Annotated in this window: 6 protein-coding genes; all 6 read left to right on the top strand. The window is 34.8% G+C overall.

Annotated features, from left to right (window positions below; genetic code table 11):
• Positions 1-114: 114 nt before the first annotated feature.
• The 6 genes from LNP23_RS19495 (at position 115) to LNP23_RS19470 (ending at position 26,703) form a co-directional block, all read left to right on the top strand.
• A complete protein-coding gene (locus LNP23_RS19495) occupies positions 115-6,498 on the top strand; it encodes a non-ribosomal peptide synthetase (protein WP_230002499.1) in 6,384 nt (2,127 codons plus the stop codon).
• Positions 6,499-6,506: 8 nt separating this feature from the next.
• Entirely contained in the window at positions 6,507-9,902 is a 3,396-nt protein-coding gene (locus LNP23_RS19490; protein ID WP_230002498.1) for a non-ribosomal peptide synthetase, read from the top strand.
• Between the two features lies 1 nt (position 9,903).
• A complete protein-coding gene (locus LNP23_RS19485) occupies positions 9,904-14,376 on the top strand; it encodes a MupA/Atu3671 family FMN-dependent luciferase-like monooxygenase (protein WP_230002497.1) in 4,473 nt (1,490 codons plus the stop codon).
• Positions 14,377-14,428: 52 nt separating this feature from the next.
• Positions 14,429-18,832 carry a type I polyketide synthase gene (locus LNP23_RS19480; RefSeq protein ID WP_230002496.1) on the top strand — a complete coding sequence of 1,468 codons (4,404 nt, stop codon included), beginning with the start codon at positions 14,429-14,431 and terminating at the stop codon, positions 18,830-18,832.
• 9 nt (positions 18,833-18,841) lie between these two features.
• Positions 18,842-22,234, top strand: a complete 3,393-nt coding sequence (locus LNP23_RS19475) for a non-ribosomal peptide synthetase (protein ID WP_230002495.1) — start codon at positions 18,842-18,844, stop codon at positions 22,232-22,234.
• A 98-nt stretch (positions 22,235-22,332) separates the two neighbouring features.
• On the top strand, positions 22,333-26,703 hold the full coding sequence (locus LNP23_RS19470; RefSeq protein WP_230002494.1) for a type I polyketide synthase: 4,371 nt from the start codon (positions 22,333-22,335) through the stop codon (positions 26,701-26,703).
• Positions 26,704-26,705 lie beyond the last annotated feature (2 nt).

Raw genomic sequence — 26,705 nt, 5'->3', positions numbered from 1 at the left:
AAACTAATCCATTATTTTTTTAGCAGTAGTTAAAGAATGAGGTAAATGAAAAAAAAAGGAAAATGATCTGGAAAATAGAATAAAATACAAGACTAGATTAAAACTGTTTTTTTTATGAAAAATGAAATGATTAATAAGCTTCTTTCTTTGGGAGTTCAGTTGAAAATAATTGACGGAAATCTTAAGGTGAATGCTCCAAAAGGAGTATTGACAAAAGAGTTGCTGGAAGAGATTAAAGAGCACAAGGCCTACTTGATTAGCTTGATCTCTTCGAATATTTCAATTTCTAAAGCTAAGGTAATGGAAAGTTACCCGCTGACTCCCACGCAATATTTTATGTGGTTTACCCATGAATATCTGGGAGGAAACAAAGCTTACAACATCACTTCGACATTGAAGTTAAGTGGAAAACTCAATGCGACACTTCTGGAAAAAGCATTTCAAAAAGTAGTCGCACGACACGAATCACTTCGAACCATTTTTAGAAAAAATCAAAAAGAAGAAATACAACAATATATCCGGACTAAGGAAGAAGCAAATTTTAAGCTTCAAACCATAGTTTCGGAGGATTCCTCTGTAGTTCAACTTCACAATCAAATAAAAAAAGAGTACCAAAAAGCTTTCGATCTGGAAAAAGATCTTTTGCTGAGCGCTACTTTATTAAAAAGAAACGAAGAAGAGCACATTTTGTTATTTGTGTTGCACCATATCATAGGCGATGGCTGGTCCTTGCAAATTCTAACCAGAGAAGTAATGCTGGTTTACAATAGTTTAGTCCATAACCAGGAGATACAATTGGCAGAACTGTCGATACAATACAAAGACTACAGCGAATGGCTCCATGAGAAACTTGCAAGTTCTGAATATCATAACAAATTAGAATATTGGAAGCAACAGTTTGAAACCAATTCCCCTCTATTAAATTTAGTTCCGGGAAAACGTCCGGTCATGAAAACGTATAACGGAAATATTCTTCAACACGAATTTTCAAAATCGTTTTTAGCAGCATTAAACACATTTGGTAAAGAACAACAAATGACTTTGTTTATGCTCTTAGTTGGAGGCCTTAATGGATTGTTTTCCAGATATACAGGTCAGAGCGACATAACCCTTGGTACTACTGTGGCAGGAAGAGAACATTCTGATATTGAGAATCAAATAGGTTTATACTCTAATGCACTGCCAATTCGAACACAATTTGATACGGAAGACAGCTTTTTGGAACTCATGCAGAAACAAAAGCAGACGCTTATCAAAGCATACGAAAACAAAGAATATCCTTTTACAGCATTTGTCAATCAATTAGCACTTCCTAAAGACCAAAGCAGATCACCATTGTTTGATATTATGGTGTTGTTGCAAAATCATCAGGGCTTGGAACTAAACGATCAAAAAGAAATAGATGGGATTGTAGCTACTGAATACAGCGAAATAGAAAGAGGTGTAAGCCAACTGGATATTAGTTTTGTATTTGTAGAAAGTGAAAAAGGACTGACATTAAATGTAGAATACAATACAGATATCTATCAGGAGAATTTTATAGCTAATTTGTTACAGCACTTTGAAGCTTTTGTAAGTTCGGGTTTGAGAAAGCCCGAACAAGCAATAAATGCTATTGAAATTGTATCTCCGGTAGAAAAAAATAAACTTCTTAACGAGTTCAATACGGCACTAACGCCTTACGATTCTTCTTTGACGGTAGTAAATCTTATACAATCAAAGGCTAAGGAAGACCCAAATCAAACCGCATTAGTACACCAGGGAGAGGAAATCAGTTATGCTCAATTAGAAACCTACAGTACTAAACTGGCCAATTGTCTTGGACAACAATTCAACATAAAAAAAGGTGATTTTGTTGGAATTGAACTGGAAAGAAATCCATGGATGATTATTGCGATTCTGGGCGTATTAAAAGCAGGCGCGGTCTACGTACCCATAGATCCTGCCTATCCGGAAGCACGAAAAAAGTACATACAAGAAGACAGCGGATGTAAGCTGATTGTCAATACGCAAATCATAGACGAGTTTAAAAATAATGTAGAGCAATATGCTGAGACGCCTGTTGCTACGATTGCTCAAGAAGATTTAGCTTATGTGATCTACACTTCGGGATCGACCGGAAATCCGAAAGGGGTTCAGCTTACACATGAATCTTTTGTAGATTATGTGTTAACGTTTAAAAATCATTTTCGATTAACGGCTCAGGATAGTGTAGTGCAGCAAGCCAGCATTTCTTTTGACACGTCTATAGAAGAAATATTTCCGATTCTTAGTAGCGGAGGAATCTTGTTTTTTCATGACGAAAAAGGGGATTTTGATGCCTTATTCAAGCTTTGCGAACAACACAAAATAACGGTTTTAAGTACGAATCCTTATGCATTGCAATACCTGAATGATACATACGATCAGTACAATCTTGGGATCAGAACACTGATTAGTGGCGGAGATACTTTACAAGCCGATCATGTTAGTAATTTATGGGACAAACTTGCCGTATTTAATACTTATGGCCCCACAGAAAGTACTGTTTGTGCGACCTATTATCAGCTAACAAATAAAGAAACAGTCATTCCAATTGGTAAACCAATAGTGAACAGGCAAGTATATATTATGGAGTCGGGTGCTACTCAATTAACTCCTGTTGGAATTGTTGGTGAACTTTGTATTTCGGGAAAAGGAATAGCAGCCGGATACTTGAATCAGCCTGAATTGACGAGAGAGAAATTTGTCTCCAATCCGTTTAATTCTGATTCGTTACTGTACCGCACAGGAGATTTGGGCTATTGGATGGCCGACGGAAACATCGGTTTTATAGGCCGAAAAGACCAGCAGATAAAAATTAGAGGATACCGTGTAGAACTTGGCGAGATCGAACAGGCACTACAAGAAGATAAAACCGTAACCACGGCAGTAGTACTAGCCAAAGAACGTGCCGGAGAACAAGTTCTTGTTGCCTACGTAGTCGGTGCAAATATCAACATTGAAGCTTTAAAAAATGGCTTAAGAACAAGTTTACCGGATTATATGATTCCCGGGTTTTATGTAGAACTGGAAACAATTCCTTTAACTTCTAATGGAAAAATAAACAAACAAGCGTTATTGGCCATTGAAGATCTTGGCGTAAAAAATAACGAATATGTTGCCCCCGGAAACGACCTGGAATCGCAAATGGTTTTGTTATGGGAAGAGATTTTAGGAATATCCAAAATCGGCATTACCACCAGTTTTTTTGATTTGGGAGGACACAGTCTGAAAGTGATAAGGCTCATCAACAAATTAGAAAAACTAGGATACAAATTAAAAGTCAAAGATGTTTTTGAATCCCCGACTATACTGGGAATTATAGCAAAATTGCAACTGTCTGCGAGCGCACAATTTAGCAAAATACCGGAGCAGGAATACTATCCGGTGACTTCTTCACAAAGACGTTTATGGACGCTAAGTCAATTTGAGGGAGGCAGTGCGGCTTACAACATTGCGAATGTATTAGAATTGAAAGGCAAATTAGACCTGTCCTTATTTCAACAATCAGTAGATAAACTCATTGACCGACACGAGAGTCTTCGCACGGTTTTTAAAGCAGATGAATCGGGAGTGTTGAGCCAATATATACTGCCTGCAGCATCCGTTGTTTGTCCGATAGACGTGCATCATGGATTAAATGAAGAAGCGTTATCAGCAAAAATAACCGATCATGTCAACCATGCTTTTGATCTGGGCGAGGCACCACTGCTAAAAGTAGAAATTATAAGCCTTAACGATGCGCATCATTTACTCTTGTTTAATCTGCATCATATTGTTGGAGATGGCTGGTCGATGGAAATTTTATCCAGAGAAATAGTAGCCCAATACAACCATCTAAAACAACCTACAGGAATTGCGTTACCGGATTTACCGATTCAATATAAAGATTACGCGCATTGGTACAACAGTGCGCCAAATCAGGAAAAATTAGCCGAATCAGGAAGTTACTGGCGCGAGCAATTTGCAGGTAATCTTCCGGTATTGGAATTGTTGACCACAGCCACACGTCCAAAAGTAAAAACGTATAATGGCGATAGTATTTCACATGCTTTTTCAATAGATTTTATTACCAAATTAAAGGGTTTTTGCCAACAGCATCAAGCTACTTTGTTCATGGCAGTAATGGCAGGATTAAACGGCTTGTTTTATAGATACAGCGGACAAACTGATATCATTCTCGGAACTCCGGTAGCAGGACGAGATTATCCGGATTTAGAAGATCAAATAGGATTATACTTGAACACGCTGGCAATTCGAACTCGTTTTGAAGTAACCGATACGTATGGCAGTTTAGTAAAAAAACAAAAGAAGGTATTGCTGGAAGGGTATGAGAATCAATCCTATCCTTTTGATATACTGGTAGAAGAATTGGGGTTAAAACGAGACCTTTCAAGATCGGCACTTTTTGATGTTATGGTTGTTTTACACAATCAGCAAGATTTATTTTCTAAAGAAGAAACTTTCGAAGAAATAACAATAGCGCCCTATAAAAAAATACAAAAGAACACAAGCCAGTTTGATTTGAGTTTTTCTTTCGCGGAAGGAAAAGAGAGCCTGAATCTGACGTTGAATTACAATACTGATATATACACCAAGGGTTTTGTTCAAAAATTGATCGATTATTTAGAAAGATTTATTTCTGAAGGGATAGAAAAACCGAACGATAGCATTGCCAAAATTGACTTTGTTCCTAGTGAAGAAAAAAAACGTTTGCTGCACACTTATAACGCGACAAATAGAGCCTATCAAGAAAACAGAACTATCGTAGATTTGGTTAACGCTCAAATGCGTAAAACACCCGATGCCATTGCGCTTGTGTGTGAAGATAAAACGATTACGTACAAAGCGTTATCGGAAAAATCAAATCAGTTGGCACACTACCTGTTGGAGCAATACGCTGTACGTCCGGGAGATTTTGTAGGTATAAAAGTAAAAAGAGATGAATGGTTGGTTATAGCCCTGCTAGCGGTATTAAAAACCGGAGCGACTTACGTTCCTATCGATTTAAATTATCCGGAAGAACGAATTGCTTATATCGAACAGGACAGTTCTTGTAAAATTACGATAACCGAAAAAGTATTGCATGATTTTGAACAGGCAAACATACCGGTTGCAGAACTGCCGGAAATTAAAATAACATCCGATTCATTAGCGTATATCATCTATACTTCGGGGTCTACAGGAAAGCCAAAAGGCGTTATGTTAACCCATGATAATGCTGTAGCCTTTTTAGAGTGGAGTAAAGAAGAATTTGCTGCTGCTGATTTTGATATTCTCTATGCAGCAACTTCACATTGTTTTGATTTATCGGTGTTTGAAATGTTTTATCCACTGAGCACCGGAAAAAAAATCAGAATCATTACCAACGGATTGGCCATTGTCGATTATGTAGACAGCGACCAAAAAATATTCATAAACACAGTTCCTTCTGTAGTGGATAATTTACTGGAAAGAGAGATTTCTTTAAAAAATGTTTCGGTATTAAACATGGCGGGAGAACCTATTCCGATAGCGTTGAGCAATGCCCTGATCAAATATCCGATCGAGATAAGAAATCTGTACGGTCCGTCTGAAGATACGACTTATAGCAGTTGTTACAGGATTGAGAAAAAGCAGGAACATTCGCTTCCAATTGGAAAACCTATTTCTAACACCCGTTTTTATATCGTATCAGAAGAATTAGCACTACAAGGAGAAGGACTAATAGGCGAGATCTGTATCTCCGGAAAGGGATTATCGGTGGGTTATTTGAATCAACCTGAGCTGACTAAGGATAAATTTGTACCAAATCCGTTTGATCCCGGAACTGTCATGTATCGCACGGGAGATTTGGGCTATTGGATGCCCGATCAAAACATAGGTTTTGCGGGACGAAAAGACGATCAGATAAAAATTCGCGGATACCGTATAGAGCTGGGCGAAATAGAACATGCTTTACAAGAAGAAGAAACTATAAGCAATGCAGTAGTACTGACCAAGGAGCATGACGGAGAAAAACAAATTGTTGCTTATTTAAAAGGCGAGAATATTGACATGCAGCAAATTCGTAAAAGCCTGTCACAAAAACTGCCGGGTTATATGTTGCCAACCTATTCTCTGTTGTTAGACGAAATACCCTTAACAGCTAATGGTAAAGTTGATAAAACGGCACTTTTAAAACTGGAAATTTTCAAAATAAAAGCTTCAGACTATGTAGCACCAACCTCAGAAACAGAAGCAAAAATAGCCGCCATATGGCAGGACATACTTGGTTTGGAAAAGGTAGGTATAACAGATGATTTCTTCGAATTGGGCGGACATAGTTTAAAAGCTACAGAGCTATTATCAGTTCTTCAAAAACAATTTGATGTATCGATCAATATTCAGGAATTATTCCTGCGTCCTACCATTCAGAATTTAGCAATGAATATTGAAAATGTGAAATGGGTGGAAGAAATAGATAACGAACGGTCTGTAAAAAAGATACTAATATAAAATTACACATGGAAACAATCTTTTTAATTAAAGAACTAAGAGAAAAAGGAGTAGCGGTAAAGCTAGTCGGGAATCAGCTGGAAGTATCTCTGTTAAAAGAGACTGTGGAGGATGAGGTAGTGGAAATAGTAAGAAATAATAAAGAACAGATTATAAGTTATTTACAATCTATTTCGATCAATAAATTTAAAGAAATACCCAAAGCCAAAGAAGCACTTAGTTATCCTGTTTCCAATGCACAATTTAGAATTTGGTTTGAATCACAGTCCACTACAGCCTCTATAGCCTATCACATTCCTTTTGAAGTTAAATTAGAAGGTGATTATGATCAAAATAGCTTAGAAGAAGCCATAATTTATGTCCTGAATCGACATGAAATATTGCGTACCGTATTTCGACTCAATGCAGAAAAAGAACCACAACAACAGATACTATCCGTACAAGAATTAAACTTTAATCTCGATTACGAGGATTATTCAGAAGCTGCGGACTCTTTGTCCAAAGTAAACGAATACATCAAAGGAAAAGCAAATGTGCCGTTTGATTTAGAGAATGGCCCTTTGTTAAGAGCTGCTTTATTAAAGTATGACAACAACAGCTATTATTTCTCCTGTATTTTACATCATATTATCTGTGACGCCTGGTCAATTCCAATTTTAAAGAGCGAAATATTGACAGGTTATAAGGCTTTACAGGCGAATAAAGTACCCGCACTGGAAGAATTAAGAATTCAGTATAAAGATTATACGTTATGGAATTTGGATAATCTTGAAGGAGTATCTTTTCAAAAACAAAAGGATTATTGGTTGACTAAACTTTCAACCGAAACGCCGGTTTTAGAATTACCCATTACAGGTACACGTCCACCCGTAAAAACGTACAACGGACAAACGTTGAAAACCTATTTTAATACCGACATTTCTAATGCTGTAAGCTCGTACCAAAAAAGCCAGGAAGGTTCATTGTATATGGTAATGTTAAGCACTTTGCATGTGATGTTGGCGAAATACACGGGAAATAATGACACTATTATAGGAAGTCCTTTTGCTGCCAGAGAGCATATGGATTTACATAATCAAATAGGGTTTTATACCAATACTTTGGCCATTAGAAACAGAGTAGAACAATCCGATTCATTTGATACTTTTTTTACAGCCGTAAAACAATCCATATTAGAAGCACATAACAATCAGCAATATCCTTTTGAAGAAGTAGTAAAAGCTTTGAATTTAAAAAAGGATGCTTCCAGAAATCCTCTTTTTGATGTGATGCTGGTGGTTTTGCCAAAAGAAGGAGCAAAAAACGAAGAACAATTTGACAACGAAGCTTTTTCAGAAGCAATTACAGTCGAAAAATATACGACCAGTAAATTTGATTTATTAGTGTATGTAGAAGAGACCGAAAATGACTTGTTATCCCTTAAGGTAGAATACAATACCGATTTATTTGAAGAAAAATTCATAGCACAGTTTATAACGCATTATAAAAAAATAGTACACCTATTATTGACGCAACCTGCAAAAAGAATAGGAGCACTAAACTATCTTACAGAGAAGGAAGGAGTACTTAAACAAGAAGCTGCAACGGAAAAATATGTAAAAAAATGCGTGATAGAATTTTTTGAAAATCAAGTACAACGCACACCGGAAAATGTAGCGGTTAAATACGAAGATATTTCATTAACATATAAAGAAGTAAATGAATACACCAATCAATTAGCACATTGCTTAAGAGAAAAATACAACGTAACTCCACAAACTAATGTAGGAGTAATTTTGGGACGTTCGCATTTAAATGTCCTGGCAATGATAGGCATTATAAAAGCCGGTGGATGTTATGTTCCCATTGATCATAAATATCATATTGAACGTAAAGAGTATATCTTGGAAGATGCTGAAATACAAACAGTAATTTCAACAATAGATTTATTTGACGAAGAATTATCAGAAAAGGCAGCCATAATCAATTTAGATCAATTTGCATTTTCTGAATGGGATGACAGTAATCTGAATATCGTAAATCAATTAGATGATCCTTCCTTCGTTATTTACACCTCAGGCTCTACCGGACATCCTAAGGGGGTGGTACAAACCCATAGAATGCTCAGCAACTTAATTCAATGGAATATTTATGATTCGGGTATAGAATCAGGATTAAAGCATTTGCAATATACCTCCTTTAGTTTTGACGTCTCTTTACAGGATTGTTGGTTTGTGTTAAGTAGTGGAGGGATTCTGTATATAACTCCGGAAGCAATGAAAATTGATTTCAGGAGACTTTTAGATTTCATTGTTGGCAATGCTATTGAAGTGTTGTGTTTTCCATTTTCTGCCTTGACAAACTTTTTTGATTTTCCAAAAGAAACGTTTGTTAAAAACCATGAAATTAAACACATTATATCTTCCGGGGAGCAATTAATGGCGAATAATACCTTACAAGAATTTTTGGTACAAAACCCAAAAGTCAAATTACACAACCATTATGGCCCTTCAGAAACCCATGTAGTGACCAGTTATACAATGTGTAAGGAGGAAAACGAAATTGTATCTTATGTACCAATAGGAAAGCCTGTAGCCAATACCGCCATATATTTATTAGATAAGAATCAGCAACCGGTACCTAAAAAAGTAATAGGTGAGATCTATGTTGGAGGGGAACATTTAGCGCTGGGCTATTTAAAATTACCTGATCTGACTAACGAGCGATTCATCGCCAATCCGTTTGAAAAAGACGAGCGTTTATACAAAACAGGAGATTTAGCCTATGAAGATTATACAGGCAATATCATCTATTTAGGCAGGAATGATAATCAAATAAAAATTAGAGGATATAGAATTGAATTAGAAGAAATTAAAAATGTTATTCTGATTCAAGATCATGTAAATCAAGCTTTTGTTGATGTTGTGAATAAAGAAAAGGAGCAACTGATAGTGGCTTATATTGTACCAACTGCAGCCATTGACCGACTTTACTTAAAAAAACAATTAAGCAAGGTTCTTCCGGACTACATGTTACCTTCTCATATCGTTATCTTGGATGAAATCCCGCTTACACCTAACGGGAAAATCAATAAAAAAGCATTGCCTGAGATCGATGACAGTGCTTTAGTTACTACACAATATATAGCACCGGAAACGGACATAGAAAAGCAATTAGCAGAAATCTGGAAAGATCTATTAGGGATTGATAAGGTAGGAATCTTGGATAACTTTTTTGAATTAGGCGGGCATAGTCTGAGAATGCATAAAATGTTAAATCAAATAAAGACAGAGTTAACTACTGAAATAACATTTGAATTGTTTTTAAGTGATCCGACTATTGAATCGGTAGCGCTACATATCGAAAATTTAAAGTCGTTACAAAATCAAGTAACATTAACGGAGAAGAAAAAAATTCTTATATAAAATGAAAGCAGCCTCTATTTTAAAAGAAATAAGATTAAAGGGTTTAGATGTGAAACTATCCGGGGAAAATCTTGAATTGATTTTTCTGGAAGAAGATATTGATAACTCGCTCATTGAACTGGTAAAAGAAAATAAAGAAAGTATTCTCGATTACTTAAAGAAAATAACATTAGTTAGTTCTTCTAATAAAATTCTTAAAGCAGCTAAAAAAGAGTTATACCCGGTAACCTCTTCTCAATTGCGATTTTGGATTTTATGCCAAATGGAAGATATTAACAGTGCCTACAATTTGCCTATTGTTTTAAAATTGGAAGGCGATATAAATACCGGTAAATTACAACAAGCGGTTAATGCGCTTGTGATGCGACATGAGGTTTTAAGAACACATTTTGTACTACAGGAAAATGGCGAAATAGCTCAAAAAGTTTTACAAGAGGCCGACTTTCAAATGGAAGTCAGAAATAATTGTTCGGACGAAGAAATAAAAAGTATTGTAACCGATTTTATAAAGTCACCGTTTGAACTAAAAGAATCTTCTTTTTTGAAAACGCTGTTATTGCACAAAAACGACAAGGAATATTATTTAGGAATTAATATCCATCATATCATATCGGACGGGGCTTCTTTAGAAATTTTGATGTCTGATTTAGCACAAATCTATAATAGTTTAGTTTCCGAAAACCCGATTAATTTACAGGAGCTGCCGATACAATTTAAAGATTATGCCGAGTGGGTTAGTGATAAAGAAAATGTAAAAAGCGAAGAAAAATATTGGTTAGAAAAATTTTCAGGAGAATTGCCGGTAATTAACTTACCAACTTATCAATCCCGACCAGCTTTAAAGACCTATAAAGGATCCAGTTACACACATACAATAAGTCAGAAAAATTTAAAAAGCTTAAGAGTGTTTTCAAGCGAAAACAAAGGAACTCTTTTTATGTCATTGATGGCAGCTGTAAATGGATTATTGTATCGATATACTTCTCAAACGGATATTATTTTAGGTACCCCAGTTTCCGGAAGGAATCATGCCGAACTTCAAAATCAAATTGGCTTGTATATTAATACGTTGCCAATACGCATGCAATTTCAGGGAGATAGTTCTTTTTTAGATTTATTCAACCTGCAAAAGCAAACCTTAGAAGAAGCGTATTCAAATTCAGGTTATTCATTTGGAGACTTGGTAGATAAACTTAATTTAAGCAGAGATGTAAGCCGCTCCCCTTTGTTTGATATTCTGGTGGCACATCAGCAAAAAAACGACGAATCAATAAGTTCTGATTTGTTTTTTGAAGGATTAAAATGTTCTTTTTATACGAATTATGAGAGCACAGTCAGCAAGTATGACTTAACATTTACTTTTTTTGAAGACGAAAGCAATCTGAGCTTATCTATAGAGTACAATACGGATCTCTTTCAGAAAAAATTCATTGAAGATCTGGCGGTTAATTATGAAAACTTCATAGCACAAAGTGTCAAAGAACCACAATTGGATATTAAAAGCACAAAGTATTTGGATAGTAAACAAATAGAAGAGCTCTTAAATAAATTCAATGCTACGACGCATCAGTACGATACGAAGGCAACAACTGTTTCTTTGTTTCAAAAACAAGCCATGCTGTTTCCTGAAAAAATTGCTCTGGTATGCGATGGAAAAGAGATGACTTATAAAGAACTGGACGAAAAATCTACACGATTGGCGTCCTATCTTCACAAACAGGATGTACAATCAAATACCACAGTAGGTGTTTGCTTGGGACGTTCTATGGAAATGATGATTGCGATTCTTGGAATACTAAAGTCAGGAGCTTCCTATTTGCCATTAGATCCATTTTACCCATTGGATCGTATTGACTATATCATAGAACACAGTAAAACAAAAATTGTTTTAACAGACCAAGAGACCCAAGACATAATTTCTAAAAACGTTAAAACCATTTCCGTAGCTACCTTGGATGCGGAGTCATTAGAAGCGTCTTACCTGCCAGAAATTGAAAGTTCGTCATTGGCATATGTTATTTATACTTCAGGCTCTACCGGTAAACCAAAAGGGGTAAAAGTATCCCACAGGAATTTAGTGAACTTTATGGAGGGAATGAATCTGAAGTTTGATCAGACAACTCAGCATGAAGTGTGGTTAGCCATGACCAGTATAAGTTTTGATATTTCAATTCTGGAATTGTTATGGACATTAACTCGCGGAAGTAAGGTTGTAATTCACTTAGAAAGACCGGTTCCTATTCTGCCTAAACCTAAAATGGATTTCAGTTTGTTTTATTTTCCTACCGGAACAAGTTCGGAAACCAATAAATACAAACTACTTATTGAAGGGGCCGGATATGCCGATAAAAACGGATTTGAAGCGATCTGGGTTCCGGAAAGACATTTTCATGATTTTGGAGATCAATTTCCCAATCCATCAATTGCCGCCGCCGCAGTTTCAACCATTACAAAAAATATAAAACTTCGCTCAGGAAGTGTGGTATTGCCGCTACATGATCCTGTAAGAGTTGCCGAAGAATGGTCAATGATCGATAATTTATCTGAAGGGAGAGTAGAATTATCTATTGCTTCCGGATGGCATCCAAACGATTTTGTTTTAGCACCCAATGATTATCAGAATCGTCATCAATTGATGCATGAAAAAATAGACCTGCTAAAAAAGTTATGGAGAGGAGAAACCTTAACCCGTAAAAACGGAATAGGGAAAGACTTTGAATTTAAAATACATCCTACACCCGTGCAAAAAGAACTTCCAATTTGGGTGACTGCCGCAGGAAGTGTAGAGACGTTTAGATATGCAGGAAGCATTGGAGCCAATGTTCTGACCCATTTGTTAGGCCAGAGTATTGAAGATTTAGGCGAAAAAATAGAAGTATACAGACAAACGCTTAAAGAGAACGGATTTGATTCGCAGAAAGGAAAAGTAGCGTTGATGTTACATACTTATGTCGGAAATAATGCGGAAGAGGTAAAGAATATTGTCGAAGAGCCCTTTAAAAATTATTTAAGAAACTCGCTGGATCTTCTAAAACCTCTTGCAGAAGAGCAAGGGCTGGACTTAAAAAGTGACGAAGAAGCCTTATTAGATATGGGTTTTTTAAGATTTTATAAAAGCAGTAGTTTGTTTGGAACTCCGGAAACCTGTTTGGAAATAATAAACCGCGCCTACAATATTAATGTTAATGAAATAGCGTGTTTGATTGATTTTGGAGTAGAGGAAAAAAAGGTACTGGAAAATCTGGATCATTTATTTAGCTTAAAAGAGTTGGTAAGAAGATCTAAAGTTCAGTATGACTTTATTGTAAATCGCATGAATAAATTAACATCGGACGAAGAGGTGACAACACTTATTCAGCAGCATAAGGTTACACACATGCAATCTACGCCATCGTTTTACGAAGAATTTTTATTGAATACGAAAGGAAAAGAAGCACTACAGCAAATAAAGACGCTTTTAGTTGGTGGAGAAGCATTAAAAAAAGCACTTGCAGAAAAGCTTCTTAGCGAAGTCAAGAATGATATTTATAATATGTATGGGCCTACAGAAACAACGATTTGGTCTTCTGTAAAAACGGTAGCAACAAGCAACGATGTAACGTTAGGAAAGCCTATTGCAAATACAAAAATTTATATTCTGGATGCCTATAACCAGTTATGTCCGGTAGGGGTCTCAGGAGAATTATGCATAGGTGGAGATGGGGTATCTTTAGGGTATTTACACAATGATGAACTAACATCGTCACAATTTATAGACAACCCTTTTGAATACAACCAAAAAATATATAAAACAGGTGATTTGGCTCGTTGGATTTCTAATGGAGAGTTAGAATATCAGGGAAGAATAGACAGCCAAGTAAAAATTAAAGGGCACAGAATTGAATTAAAAGAAATAGAAAATGTAATTCTTGAGCATGAAACGGTAACGCAAAGTGCTATTTCAACTTTTGAAAACAAAGGACAAACTTTCCTTGTAGCTTATATCAAAACGGCAAGTTATACAGAAGAAAACAGCATCAAAGAATTCTTAAGATTGCGTTTGCCTCACTACATGATACCTCAATATGTAATAACACTTGATGACTTTCCGCAAACACCAAACGGCAAAATTGATTATAAAAAACTGCCTGCTCCGAACGAGGAAATTAGTGCAACTAAAAACTATGTGGCTCCAAGGAATGAAATGGAAGAAAAGCTGGCAACATTATGGGGTGACTATTTAAAACTGGAGCAAATTAGTATCGATGATAACTTTTTTGAAATTGGAGGTAATTCCATGAAAGCCTTTCAGTTACTAGCGATATTGAACACCGCTTTGCATACAGATTTAAAAATCATATCCTTTTTTCAATATCCGACGATACGAACTTTGGGAGAAAACCTGAATCAGGATAAGTTATCCAATACAGTAAAAATAGAAGAAAATGAAATGGAAGATGTGGAGGAATTAATGGATTTTATGAACGATTTGTAAGATTAATAAAAGAAGTGGTGAATTAATTGAAGAATCTAATGTTACGTACGAAATGAAAAAAGATATAGCTATAATTGGATTGTCGGGAAGGTTTCCAAAATCAGATAATATAGAGGAGTTTTGGAAAAATCTGGTGGAGGAAAAAGAATTGATCCATTTTTTTACAGACGATGAGCTGAAAGAAAAAGGTATTGAAAAAAAAGTGTTGAACCGTAAAAATTACATAAAAGCGGCCTCATTTGTAGCCAATACAAATTTCTTTGACTACCCCTTTTTTAAATATACACTGGACGAAGCAAGAATAATGAATCCTCAAACAAGGATGATGCATCATTTGGTTTGGGAAGCTATAGAAGATGCTGCATGTGATATAGAGCGATATACTAAAAAAATCGGAGTCTTTTTAGGTGCTAACAAGGATTTAAATTGGAGTTTATATACGTCTTTGACAAATGATGTTAATGTTGATGAATTGACGAAGAGTAAGATGTCTAACCCCAATTTTATGGCCTCTCTGATAGCACATAAATTAAATTTTAAAGGACCTTGTTATTTTATTGATACCGCTTGCTCAACATCCTTAAGTACGGTGCATCTGGCCTGCCGCAGTTTGCTTTTAAGTGAATGCGGAACTGCTGTAGTGGGGGGTATAAGATTACTTTCAGAAAATGATTACGGCTATAAATATCAGGAAGGATCGATCATGTCAATCGACGGGCATAATCGAAGTTTTGATAGTCAATCATCGGGGACAATTGGTTCTGATGGTGCCGGTGTAGTTGTTTTAAAAAGACTGGAAGAAGCAATTAAGGACAATGATAATATTTATGCCGTTATAAAAGGTTCTGCCATGAATAACGATGGAAATGCCAAAGCCGGATATACAATGCCCAGTGTTACGGGACAAATAGAATGTATAAAGTTGGCTCATAAAATAGCAGGAGTTGAGCCGGAAGATATTTCTTATATAGAAGCTCATGGTACAGGTACTAAAATCGGAGATCCTATCGAAATAGAATCCCTAAATATTGCATTTAATAATAGCACCAGCCATAAGTGTGCTATTGGTACGGTAAAATCAAATATGGGGCACGCCGACGAGGCAGCAGGAATTGCAGGATTAATAAAAACAGCTTTGTCACTAAACCATAAAACTATTCCGGCAAGTTTACATTATGAAAGCCCTAATCCAACGATCAATTTTAATGAAGGTCCATTCTATGTCAATCATTCTTCTAAAAAATGGGAAAATGTGGATGGAAAGGCTCGTACGGCCGGCGTTAGTTCGTTGGGAATTGGCGGAACAAATATTCATGTAATTCTTCAGGAAGCACCCCTAAATGAGAATACAAAAGTAAAATCTAAATATAAATTAGTTCGATATTCTGCTCAGACAGAAAATGCTCTGGAGCGTTATGAAGAGAAGCTTTTAAAATTTATTGAGCATAAAAAAGAGTTAAGTATAGAAGACTTATCCTATACCTTACAAATAGGAAGAAAACAATTTGATTTTAGAAAATACCTGATTGTAAAAGAAGGCGATGATTTGATACAAGCTCTCAAGGATAAGAATACGTTCGCAACCGCTCTTTCTCCTAAAAATAATATAATCTTTATGTTTTCCGGTCAAGGAAGCCAATATGTGAATATGGGTAAAGAGCTTTATCAAACCTACCCTTTATTCAAAGAAACGTTAGACCAGGGGTTACTGTATTTAAAGGAATTTAACGATTTTGATTATAAAAATATCTTATTTAATGCTGACGCAGTAGCAGATACGAGAATAAACGAAACGTTGTTTACCCAACCGATTCTCTTTTTGTTTGAATATACACTTGCTCAATTGCTGATTTCTATTGGTGTTAAACCCAATTATATGATTGGTCATAGTCTGGGAGAATATGTCGCAGCTACAATTGGTGGGGTTTTTACTTTTAAAGACGCTTTGAAAATTGTCGCTAAAAGAGCCGAATTAATGTCAAAAGTCCCAAAAGGAGAGATGTTAAGCATTGGAATATCAATTAACCAGATCAAAAAAGAAATAATTGAGGGTGTTTCTGTTGCCGCAATAAATGCTCATGATTCTTTTGTTGTTTCCGGTACAGAAACAAGTATCGCTTTAGTTAAAAAACAATTAGAGGAGGAAGAAATTCCATTTGTACTATTAAAAACATCACATGCTTTTCATTCAACAATGATGAATGAAATACAGGAAGATTTTGAAAAAGAATTAGAAAGCATAACACTCCAAAAGTCTGAAATACCATTTATTTCTAACATAACCGGAAAATTTATAACTGATGAAGAAAGCACTTCAATAAAATATTGGTCTAATCACATATTAGAAAAAGTAGAATTTGAAAAAGGAATAAAAGAGCTTATAGCTCTCAATAATTCTTTATTTATAGAAGTAGGGCCTGGCAGAACATTGGCAACATTTTATAAAAAGAGCCAGAATATAAATTTGGAAAACGATGTAATAACTACCGTAAAACATCATAAAGAAACAGTAGATGACGACAAGTATTTTGCAGATTTTTTAGGACAGTTATGGAGCAATGGAATAGACATTAATTGGGAGGTTTATTATGAGGGAGGAAAACCGAACAGACTCTCAATTCCTACCTATGATTTTGATCGTTATGATGTTCCGTCTAAAGTAACGATAGACGAAAATTTTCTAAAGAGAGATGCTTTGGAACCCGGAAAAAAAGAAATTTCAGAATCCGTGTATATACTTTCATGGAAATATATTCCAAGAAGTAAAAACAAAGGAACTCTATTTTCTAAAGCCGAGAAATATCTTTTTTTTAATGATGGATCATTATTTAACAATGAATTGATCAAAAAATTAAAGACAGATGGAAAACATATAATTGAAATTGTCAAAGGAGAACGATTTGAAGCGGAAAATCCTAATAAGATAATTGTAAATCCTGAGGTGTTAGGAGATTATGAGGAGCTTAACTCGCATTTAAGAACAGTAAATTTCAAGTTCGATTTTATTATTTATGCTTGGGAGCTGTCTCATAAGAATGCTACTGAAGTACATAGAAAGTATCAGGACTATAACCTTACGTTTAATACTATTCAAACAATAATTAAAGCTTTTAAGTTAGACGAAATAACGGAACCTAAGAAAATAGCTGTAATTAATGATAAAAATAATACAGTTACCGGAGCAGAAAACAGCACTAACATCAATCAGCACACGGAGACTATGTTAAACGTTTTAACTCAGGAGTTTGTCAATATATATGCCACTTCTATTGATATTGATGTAAATGATGAACTCGAAAAATCAGTCTTCGAAGTATCCGGCGAGTTGGAAATGGAAACCAAATATTATAAGGTAGCCTTTAGAAATGGGCGCAGATGGATACCGAATTACGAATCTTTAGAGATAGGGCAAAAGGATAAATACAGAGCCCCAATCATAAAAGAAAAGGGGAATTATTTGATCATCGGAATGTTAGACGATATTGAATATGCTTTGGCCTCTCACCTCTTAAAAGAGTACCAAGCTAATGTAATAATCTTGTCTAATGCATTTCCCCAGCAATGGAATAAAAAGCAGAAACAATTATATGAAAAACTAAAAGAGTATTCAGGGACCATCACTTCCCTGCATGTTGATATAGCGGATTATGAAAGTTTTTTACTGGCATTTGAAAGTATCGAAAGTGAACATGGAACTATTGATGGGATTGTTCATATGGCAAGGAATATTGATATCACAGAAATTGCATTAGTAAATACGATTACAGATAATATTATAGAAAAGCATTTTTCACCAAGAGTAAACGGATTTTTAAATATTGAAAGAATTACCAGAGACAGAAAAGTAGATTTTGTAAAAGTGATATCAAGCTTGTCTTCTTTTTTAGGTGGAATTTCTTATGGCGCATATGCTTCTGCCTCTGCATTAATGGATAGTATAGTACTGCAAAAAGCAAAAGCCAATTGGTCTATTATAAATCTGGATAGAGTACAAGAAGAAGAACCCTGGATCAATCAAAAAGAAGTAGTGACAACTTTTCATAACTCATTTATTTATGAGGATATAAAACAAATTATAGTCTCCAAAAGAGATATTCACAATCCAGTAAGTGCCATTAAAAAGGAAGTTAAGTCGATACTGAATGCTGAAATAAACAGGAAAACACTTAAAACCAGTTATGCCGAACCCAAAACGGAAAAGGAATCTCAAATGGTTAAAATCTTTGAGGATTTATTTGGTTTAAAAGGAGTTGGAACACAAGATGACTTTTTTTCATTAGGAGGGGATTCATTGAAGGCGATGGTGCTGATTAATATTTTGAAGAAAGAAACAGGTATCGCAATTACAATTGCGGAGATCTTTTCAAATAAAACGGTATACGACCTTTCCTTGTTAATAGAAGAAAAGAAATGGTTACAAGAAGATAAAATACAGGTTAATCAATTGATAATTTGAGGCTAAGCAATGAAAAATTTATTAAAAGAATTAAGAGAAAATGAAATTTATATTTCATTAGACGGGGAGGATTTAAAACTAAAATTTAACCATCAGGAAATACCGCAAGAGCTTATTTCCAGAATCAAAAAAGATAAAGAAGCTTTAGTTCAATACTTAAAAGAGCAAAAAACAACGAGTGATGTAGCATTGGCAATTGCTCCGGTATCGGTATCAATTGATGGGTATCCGTTATCTTCATCACAACAGCGTCTTTGGGTATTAGATCAATTCGAAGAAGGCTTGTCCTCTTATAATATAACGCAGCAGGTAGAATTAAAAGGAGACTATGACATAAAGCTTTTTCAAGAGGCCGTATTTGCAGTTATAGAACGCCATGAAATTTTAAGAACCGTTTTTAAAAAGAACAGTAAAGAGCAAATATCGCAATGGGTTTTGAATAAGGACGAGGTAGATTTTTTTATTGGATATGAAGACTTTTCAGGTGAAGAACAGCCAATGAATGCTGTATCCTCTTATATTCAAGAAGATAAATTGAAACTATTTAATCTGGAAAAAGGGCCTTTATTAAGAGCCGCAATACTTAAGACTGCAGTAGATCAATACGTTTTTCATTACAATATGCATCATATTATTGGTGATGGTTGGTCTATGGGCGTATTAGCAAACGATGTAATGTCATTTTATAAAGCATTTACGACCAAAGAAAAAGTACAATTATCGCCACTGTCAATTCAGTACAAAGACTATGCAGCCAGTCAACTGGAAGGATTGAATAAACCGGAAAAGGAAGGGCATAAAAAATATTGGTCAGAGGTGTTGTCGGGAGAGTTGCCAATAATAGACTTACCAAGTAGCAAAACAAGACCGCCATTAAAAACTCAAAAAGGAAATACTTTAGAGGTCTATTTATCAAGTGAGTTAACTAATTCTCTAAAGCTTTTTACGAAAGACCAGGAAGGCAGTTTATTTATAAGCCTGTTAGCACTTTGGAATGCTTTGGTTTACAGATATACGGGACATGAGGACCTTCTTATTGGTACTCCGGTGGCTGGTAGAAACCACATAGATCTGGAAAATCAAATAGGATTTTATGTTAACACGTTGGTGTTGAGAAACAAAATTAATCCGGAAGATAATTTCTTAACCCATTACAAGAAAACCAAAGAGCAAGTATTAAGTGCTTTCTCACATCAGGAATACCCGTTTGATCAGATTTTAAATGATTTGAATACCAAAAGAGATATCAGTAGAAGTGCCATTTTTGATATGATGATGGCGCTTCAGAATACCGGCGATAAAATTAAAGGGGGACATACTATTGAGGCAAATGTTATTGTAGATAAAGGAGAAGAGTTATCTAAAATGGATTTGGAAATAAATTTTGCCGAAATTGGCGATAAGTTGCTTTTTAAACTAAACTATAATACCGATGTTTATAGTAAAGCCACTATGTCCGGAATAATGATGCATTTTATTCAATTGGCTGAAAACAGTATCCTGACACCAAATGTTTCAATAAAGGCATTGAATTATTTGAGCAAATCTGAAAAGAATCTGTTAGTTACTCTTTTTGACAAAACAGATACCCCTTTCCCTAATGAAAAAACAATAATTGATTTATTCAATGAGCAAGCTTTAAAACATCCGCAGAGAATTGCTTTAACGTATGAGAATTTCTCTTACACCTATAAAGAATTAGATGAAATATCAAATCAGTTTGCGCAGTATTTAGTTGACAATAATACTATTCAGCAAGAAGATTTAGTAGGTCTGTTACTGGAGCGAAGCCAATGGGTGGTAATAGCAATACTGGCGATATTAAAAACCGGTGCTGCCTATCTGCCTTTAGGAATCGATTATCCAACGGAGCGATTGGATTATATTAAAAAAGACAGCGGTATAAAATTATGTATCGATGGTGCTGTAGTTACCGAATTCGAAAACAAGAAAGACCACTATACCAAGACTGGTTTTAGTAGAAAAATCAATCCAAATAACTTAGCCTATGTTATTTACACCTCAGGAACAACAGGTAATCCTAAAGGTACTTTAATAGAACACCGCAATGTCGTTCGATTATTTTACAACAAAGACTTTCAGTTCGATTTCAACGAAAATGACGTTTGGTGTCTTTTTCATTCCTATTATTTTGATTTTTCAGTTTGGGAAATTTTTGGAGCCTTATTTTTCGGTGGTAAACTGGCAGTTGTGACAAAAGAGGATACAAAAGATTTTAATGCTTTTTCTAACTTTTTGGCTGAGCAAGGTGTAACTGTATTGAATCAAACGCCAACAGCTTTTAAACATCTTCAAAAAATAGTTTTAGGCTCAGATAAATCTTTTAGTACCCGATATCTTATTTTCGGAGGGGAAGCTTTGATAACATCCTCTTTAAAAACATGGAAAAACCATTTCCCTGATTGTAAAATAATCAATATGTACGGTATTACAGAAACAACCGTGCATGTCACTTATAAGGAAATAACTAAAAAAGAAATTGCTTCAATCGAAAGTAATATCGGGCAACCGATACCTACGTTAGGCTGTTTGGTATTAGATAAATTTCAACAAATAGTCCCTTTTGGAGTAGTTGGAGAATTACATGTTTATGGCGAAGGATTGGCAAGAGCCTATCTTAATAATATAGCGCTTACCGATACAAAGTTTGTGACACAGGAAATAGAATCAATTGGTAACATTAGACTATATAAAACGGGAGATTTAGTTAAATGGGTAGAAACTGGAGATTTAATTTATTTAGGTAGAAAAGATAACCAGGTTAAAATTAGAGGGCATCGAATAGAATTAGAAGAAATAGAGCATTATTTAATTGATAAAGAGGATATCGAAGAGGTTTCTGTCGTTGTGAATAAAAATAATGAATCTGAAAATGAATTGATTGCCTATTTCGTTTCGAGTAAAGTACAAAATGCTTCGGACCTTAGAAAATACCTTGCCAGCAGAATACCGGATTATGCGATCCCTTCCTATTTTGTTCAATTAGATGGTTTTCCTCTAACCACAAATGGAAAAATAAGCCATAAAGATCTTCCGGATCCTAAGGAATATAAGGTTGTTACAAATGAAAATTATGTAGCGGCCAGAAATGAAACAGAACAAAAATTAGTTCAGATTTTAGCGAAGGAACTAGAAAGAAGCCATCAGGAAATAGGAATTCACGATAACTTCTTCGACCTCGGAGCAAATTCTATCAAACTTATAAAGATTTTGAATGAGATTAATACACAGTTTAATACCACTATTAAACCGGTTTTATTATTTCAATATTCTAATATAAGTGACTTAATGGAGAATGTATTCCATCAATCAGAAGATGAAACGGAGAATGAGAAAGCTTCTTTTTCTGATGAAATAGATGAAATTATAGATTTTCTATAGGAGCAATTTTGCGAGTCAGAGCAAACCAATAATAGTAAACGTGCATCGTAGATTTTATCTGTTGATAAATTAATTTTTATAAAGACCTTCTTCTAATAATGGAAAGTAAATTAAATAGTGTAAGAAAAAAAGATATTGCAATTATTGGAATGTCCGGTAAGTTTCATAAATCAGAAAACATTGAAGCTTTTTGGAATAATCTTGTAAAGGGGCAGGAACTGATTCATTTTTATGACGATGAAGAATTAGAAAAATTGGGCATAGGCAAAGAGTTGTTAAAAAACCCTAATTATATCAAATCAAGCGCCTTTATTGACAATTCTGAAAGCTTTGATTATTCTTTTTTTGGATACACAAAAGAAGAAGCAGAACTTATGGATCCCCAAATAAGAATCATGCACGAACATGTTTGGTTGGCATTAGAAGATGCAAGCTATAATCTGGATCAATATAAAGAAAAAATAGGGTTGTATTTATCTGCATCAGATAACTTAAACTGGAGAGCTGAAACGCTATTAAATCCAAATAATGCTGTAGGTTCTTTTATGACAGCGAGACTCGCAGATAAGAATTTCATCAGTACTTTAATTTCATATAGCCTAAATTTTAAAGGGCCTAGTTTTTATATAAATACAGCATGTTCAAGTGCCTTAACAGCATTGCATATTGCCTGTAGAAGTTTATTATTAAAAGAATGTTCAACTGCTTTGGCTGGTGCGGTGAGCATTAATACGACAACGGAGTATGGATACTTGTATGAAGATGATTTAATATTTTCAAATGACGGTCACTGTAGAACATTCGACAAAGATTCCTCCGGTACTACTTTTGGAGAGGGCGTGGGTGTTGTCGTTTTAAAAAGACTGGAAGATGCTCTAAATGATAAGGACCATATTTATGCCGTTATCAGAGCAACTGCGGTAAATAATGATGGTAAAAGAAAGGTAGGATATACAGCGCCAAGTGTTAATGGTCAAGCCGATTGTATCAAATTAGCCCATAGTTTTGCCGGAATAACCCCTGAAGATGTTAGTTACATAGAAGCACATGGAACAGCAACTAAATTAGGAGATCCTGTTGAAATAGAGGCTTTAAACAAAGCATTTAATTATAATAAAAACCATTCTTGCGCCATTGGTTCTGTTAAATCAAATCTGGGTCATCTTGATGCGGTTGCAGGAATTGTCGGGGTTATAAAAACGGCTTTGTCACTTAAAAATAAGATGCTGCCTCCTTCTATAAATTATAATGAAGCAAACCCTGAAATCAATTTTGAATCCGGGCCTTTTTATGTAAATGATAAACTGCAAAAGTGGGTGTCTAATCAGGATCAATTATTAAATGCCGGCGTAAGTAGTTTCGGTATTGGAGGCACAAATGCCCATGTTGTTCTGGAAGAAGCTCCGGAATTAAAAGAGAATTTCGATTCAAACTCGTACCAGCTGATTACTTTTTCTGCTAAAACAAAAACAGCTCTTAAAAATTATGAAAAAACGCTCAGAAATTTTTTAGAAAAGAATGAAGAGATTAAGATTCCTGCTCTGGCCTATACGCTAAACACGGGGCGTAAAGATTTCAGATACAGAAATTATATTGTTTGTAAAAATAAAGAAGAAGCGATAAATCAATTGATTCAGTTTGATACAGTTCCGGAGAAGGAGCTTAGCAATAACAGGAAAAAAAAGATTGTTTTCATGTTTTCCGGTCAAGGCAGCCAGTATTTTCTGATGGCTAAAGAAGTGTATTTAAATAATCCTTTCTTTCAATCAATAATTGACAAAGGATTTAAAATAATAACCAAATTAACCGGAATAGACTACAGTATAATCTTAGGATATACCGACAGTGAAACCGCTAACAAAGAACTAATTAATAATACTTTTTATACACAGCCATTATTATTTTTAGTAGAATACGCTTTTGCAAAACTCTATATAAGATTAGGTGTTACACCTGACAGTATGATAGGGCATAGTTTAGGAGAATACGTAGCGGCTTGCATCAGCGAGGTTTTTTCATTTGAAGACGCTCTGTATGTAGTGACAAAAAGAGCTGAGTTAATGGCAAAAATTGAAGAAGGTGATATGATTGGTATTGGGGTAAATCTAGCTGAGATTAAGCCTTTACTTCCAAAAAACGTGTCTATTGCTGCCATAAATACGGCAAATTCATTTGTGGCATCCGGAACAAAAAAGGCTATTTCAGAGTTTACGGAAATACTGGGTGAAAATAACATAAGTTATGTGCCATTAAAAACTTCTCATGCTTTTCATTCCGATATGATGGATAGTATTTTGGAAGAGTACGAAGAAATTATTAAAAAAGTCACGCTTTCGTTCCCTAAATTTCCATTTGTATCTAATCTGACAGGTGAAGAAATAACCAAAGAGGACGCGACTTCAGCAAAATATTGGGTGGCTCATTTAAGAGGGACAGTGAACTTCTTTGACGGTATAAATTATTTATTACAAAAAGGAGATGGCCTCTATATAGAAATTGGCCCTGGTCATACTTTGACTTCTTTTCTGAAACAAAATCAATATTATAATTCGGATCAAACAGCTATTCATTCAATTAGGCATATAAAAAATGATGTCAATGATTATCAGTTTTTTAACGAGTCTCTAGGCCGTATTTGGGAACACGGAATTGAGGTTGACTGGGAAGCCTATTATGATTATCAAAAACATTATAAAATACCGGCTCCTACTTATGTATTTGACAAAACAACATTACCGGTTAAAGTAAGTCCGATTACCCAATTGATGAATAATGGAGGCGCTTTTAAAAATGCGGAAAGAAGCATTTTCAATTCCTATTATATAAACAATTGGAAAAAATCGTTAATCGAGAGCTCAGAAAAAAAATCTGAAGAAAAAGGAGTTTATCTGATCTTTTCAAATAGTGGAAAAACCATAACAGCTATAGAAAATCAAATGCTATCGCTGGGTAATGAGATCGTTATGGTTACTAAAGGATCTTCGTTTGTAAAGTCGGATTCAGGTATTTATAGCATTGACCCTAATAACAGTACTAATTTTCAGGAGCTGTTTGCTGATTTAAAAGCAAAGAAAATTAAAGTTATAAATGTCATATATAACTGGTTGATTGATACTCCAAAGGAAGGGGATGTAAACTACAATCCTATAAAGTTCTTGTATGAATCAGTAAATCAATTTTCAATAAAAGTAACTTTCTTATCTAAGTTCAATACTAGAGTTTTAGGAAATGAAGTAAGCAGTATTTCAATGGACTTCGCAATAAAAATGGCGGATTTATTTGATAGAAAAGAAAGGCTGTTTACGAATTATATACTAGACGCAGATCAGGATCAGGATGATCCGGTACTGATTGAAAATATTGTTAATGATCTAATATTTAACGAAAAAGATAGCACTGTAGCCTATAGAAACAACAATCGTTGGGTACCCTTTTTTGAAAATATAAAATTAAACAGTACTAAAAAAAGTACGGAATTTGAAGGAGAGAAAAATTATTTGGTAATTCACTCTACAGCCGGTATTGTGAAACCGATTGTGGATCATCTCTCCTCTTTATCAAATAATAGCAACGTTTTATTGCTTTGCGGTAATACGACCGCTAATGAGGACTCAATAGCTGAAAATGTAATAAAATATCAGACCAATTTAGAATGTCCAAAACAATTTAAAGAAACTATTGAATTCATTCTTAAAGAACATGACAGTATTTCCGGAATAATATGCAATCCTGAACTATGGAACGATCAAGTAGATTTAGAGCCATTAGATGTAGCTGATTTGGCGACTGAAGTTAAGATTAAAACTAGGTTTATTGACAATCTTTACGAAGCTATTAAAAACATAAATATAGATTTTGTTTGGTTTCCTCTAAGACTTTCTTCCATAATAGAAGGCTCAAAATACAGATCGGGTGTTTTATCTGAAATTTATACCACCTTATTCAAAGAACATAAGAGCGATGAACTGAACCACTGGATCACGGTTTATTTGGATGATTTAACCGGTAGAAAATTAACCGATGAAGAAATTATTACGGTGTTCAAAAACTCATTTTTGACCAAAAATATTTCGAGTTTAATACTGTCTCACCGTGATCTGAATCATATTATAGCTGAATCTAAGAAAACGGAAGATCCAGTATTAACTACTAAAAATACTATAGAACGTCCAGTCGTAGTGACCGCCTATACCGCCCCTGAAACCAAATTGGAAGCGGAATTGTGCGAGATGATACAAGATTTTTTTAATTATGAAAAAGTCGGAATCACAGATGATTTCTTTGAGTTAGGAGGAGATTCCCTAAAAGCCATGATTTTTATAAAACGAATTGAAAAACAATACAGTATTCTATTAGACTTACAGGATTTTTATCAGAAAGCAACGGTAAAAATGATTGCAATGGAGATCGATTTGGCGACCAAGATTTTGAATGTTCAAACAGCAAAAACTAATATGATTAAGATATAAAT

It is taken from the genome of Flavobacterium cupriresistens, assembly GCF_020911925.1.
Lineage (GTDB): Bacteria > Bacteroidota > Bacteroidia > Flavobacteriales > Flavobacteriaceae > Flavobacterium > Flavobacterium cupriresistens.
This window is presented reverse-complemented; position numbering and strand designations above follow the sequence as displayed.

Bases quoted from the DNA above. Each gene is read 5' to 3' on its own strand.
- LNP23_RS19495 (WP_230002499.1), top strand. From the start codon at position 115: ATGAAAAATGAAATGATTAATAAGCTTCTTTCTTTGGGAGTTCAGTTG.
- LNP23_RS19490 (WP_230002498.1), top strand. From the start codon at position 6,507: ATGGAAACAATCTTTTTAATTAAAGAACTAAGAGAAAAAGGAGTAGCG.
- LNP23_RS19485 (WP_230002497.1), top strand. From the start codon at position 9,904: ATGAAAGCAGCCTCTATTTTAAAAGAAATAAGATTAAAGGGTTTAGAT.
- LNP23_RS19480 (WP_230002496.1), top strand. From the start codon at position 14,429: ATGAAAAAAGATATAGCTATAATTGGATTGTCGGGAAGGTTTCCAAAA.
- LNP23_RS19475 (WP_230002495.1), top strand. From the start codon at position 18,842: ATGAAAAATTTATTAAAAGAATTAAGAGAAAATGAAATTTATATTTCA.
- LNP23_RS19470 (WP_230002494.1), top strand. From the start codon at position 22,333: ATGGAAAGTAAATTAAATAGTGTAAGAAAAAAAGATATTGCAATTATT.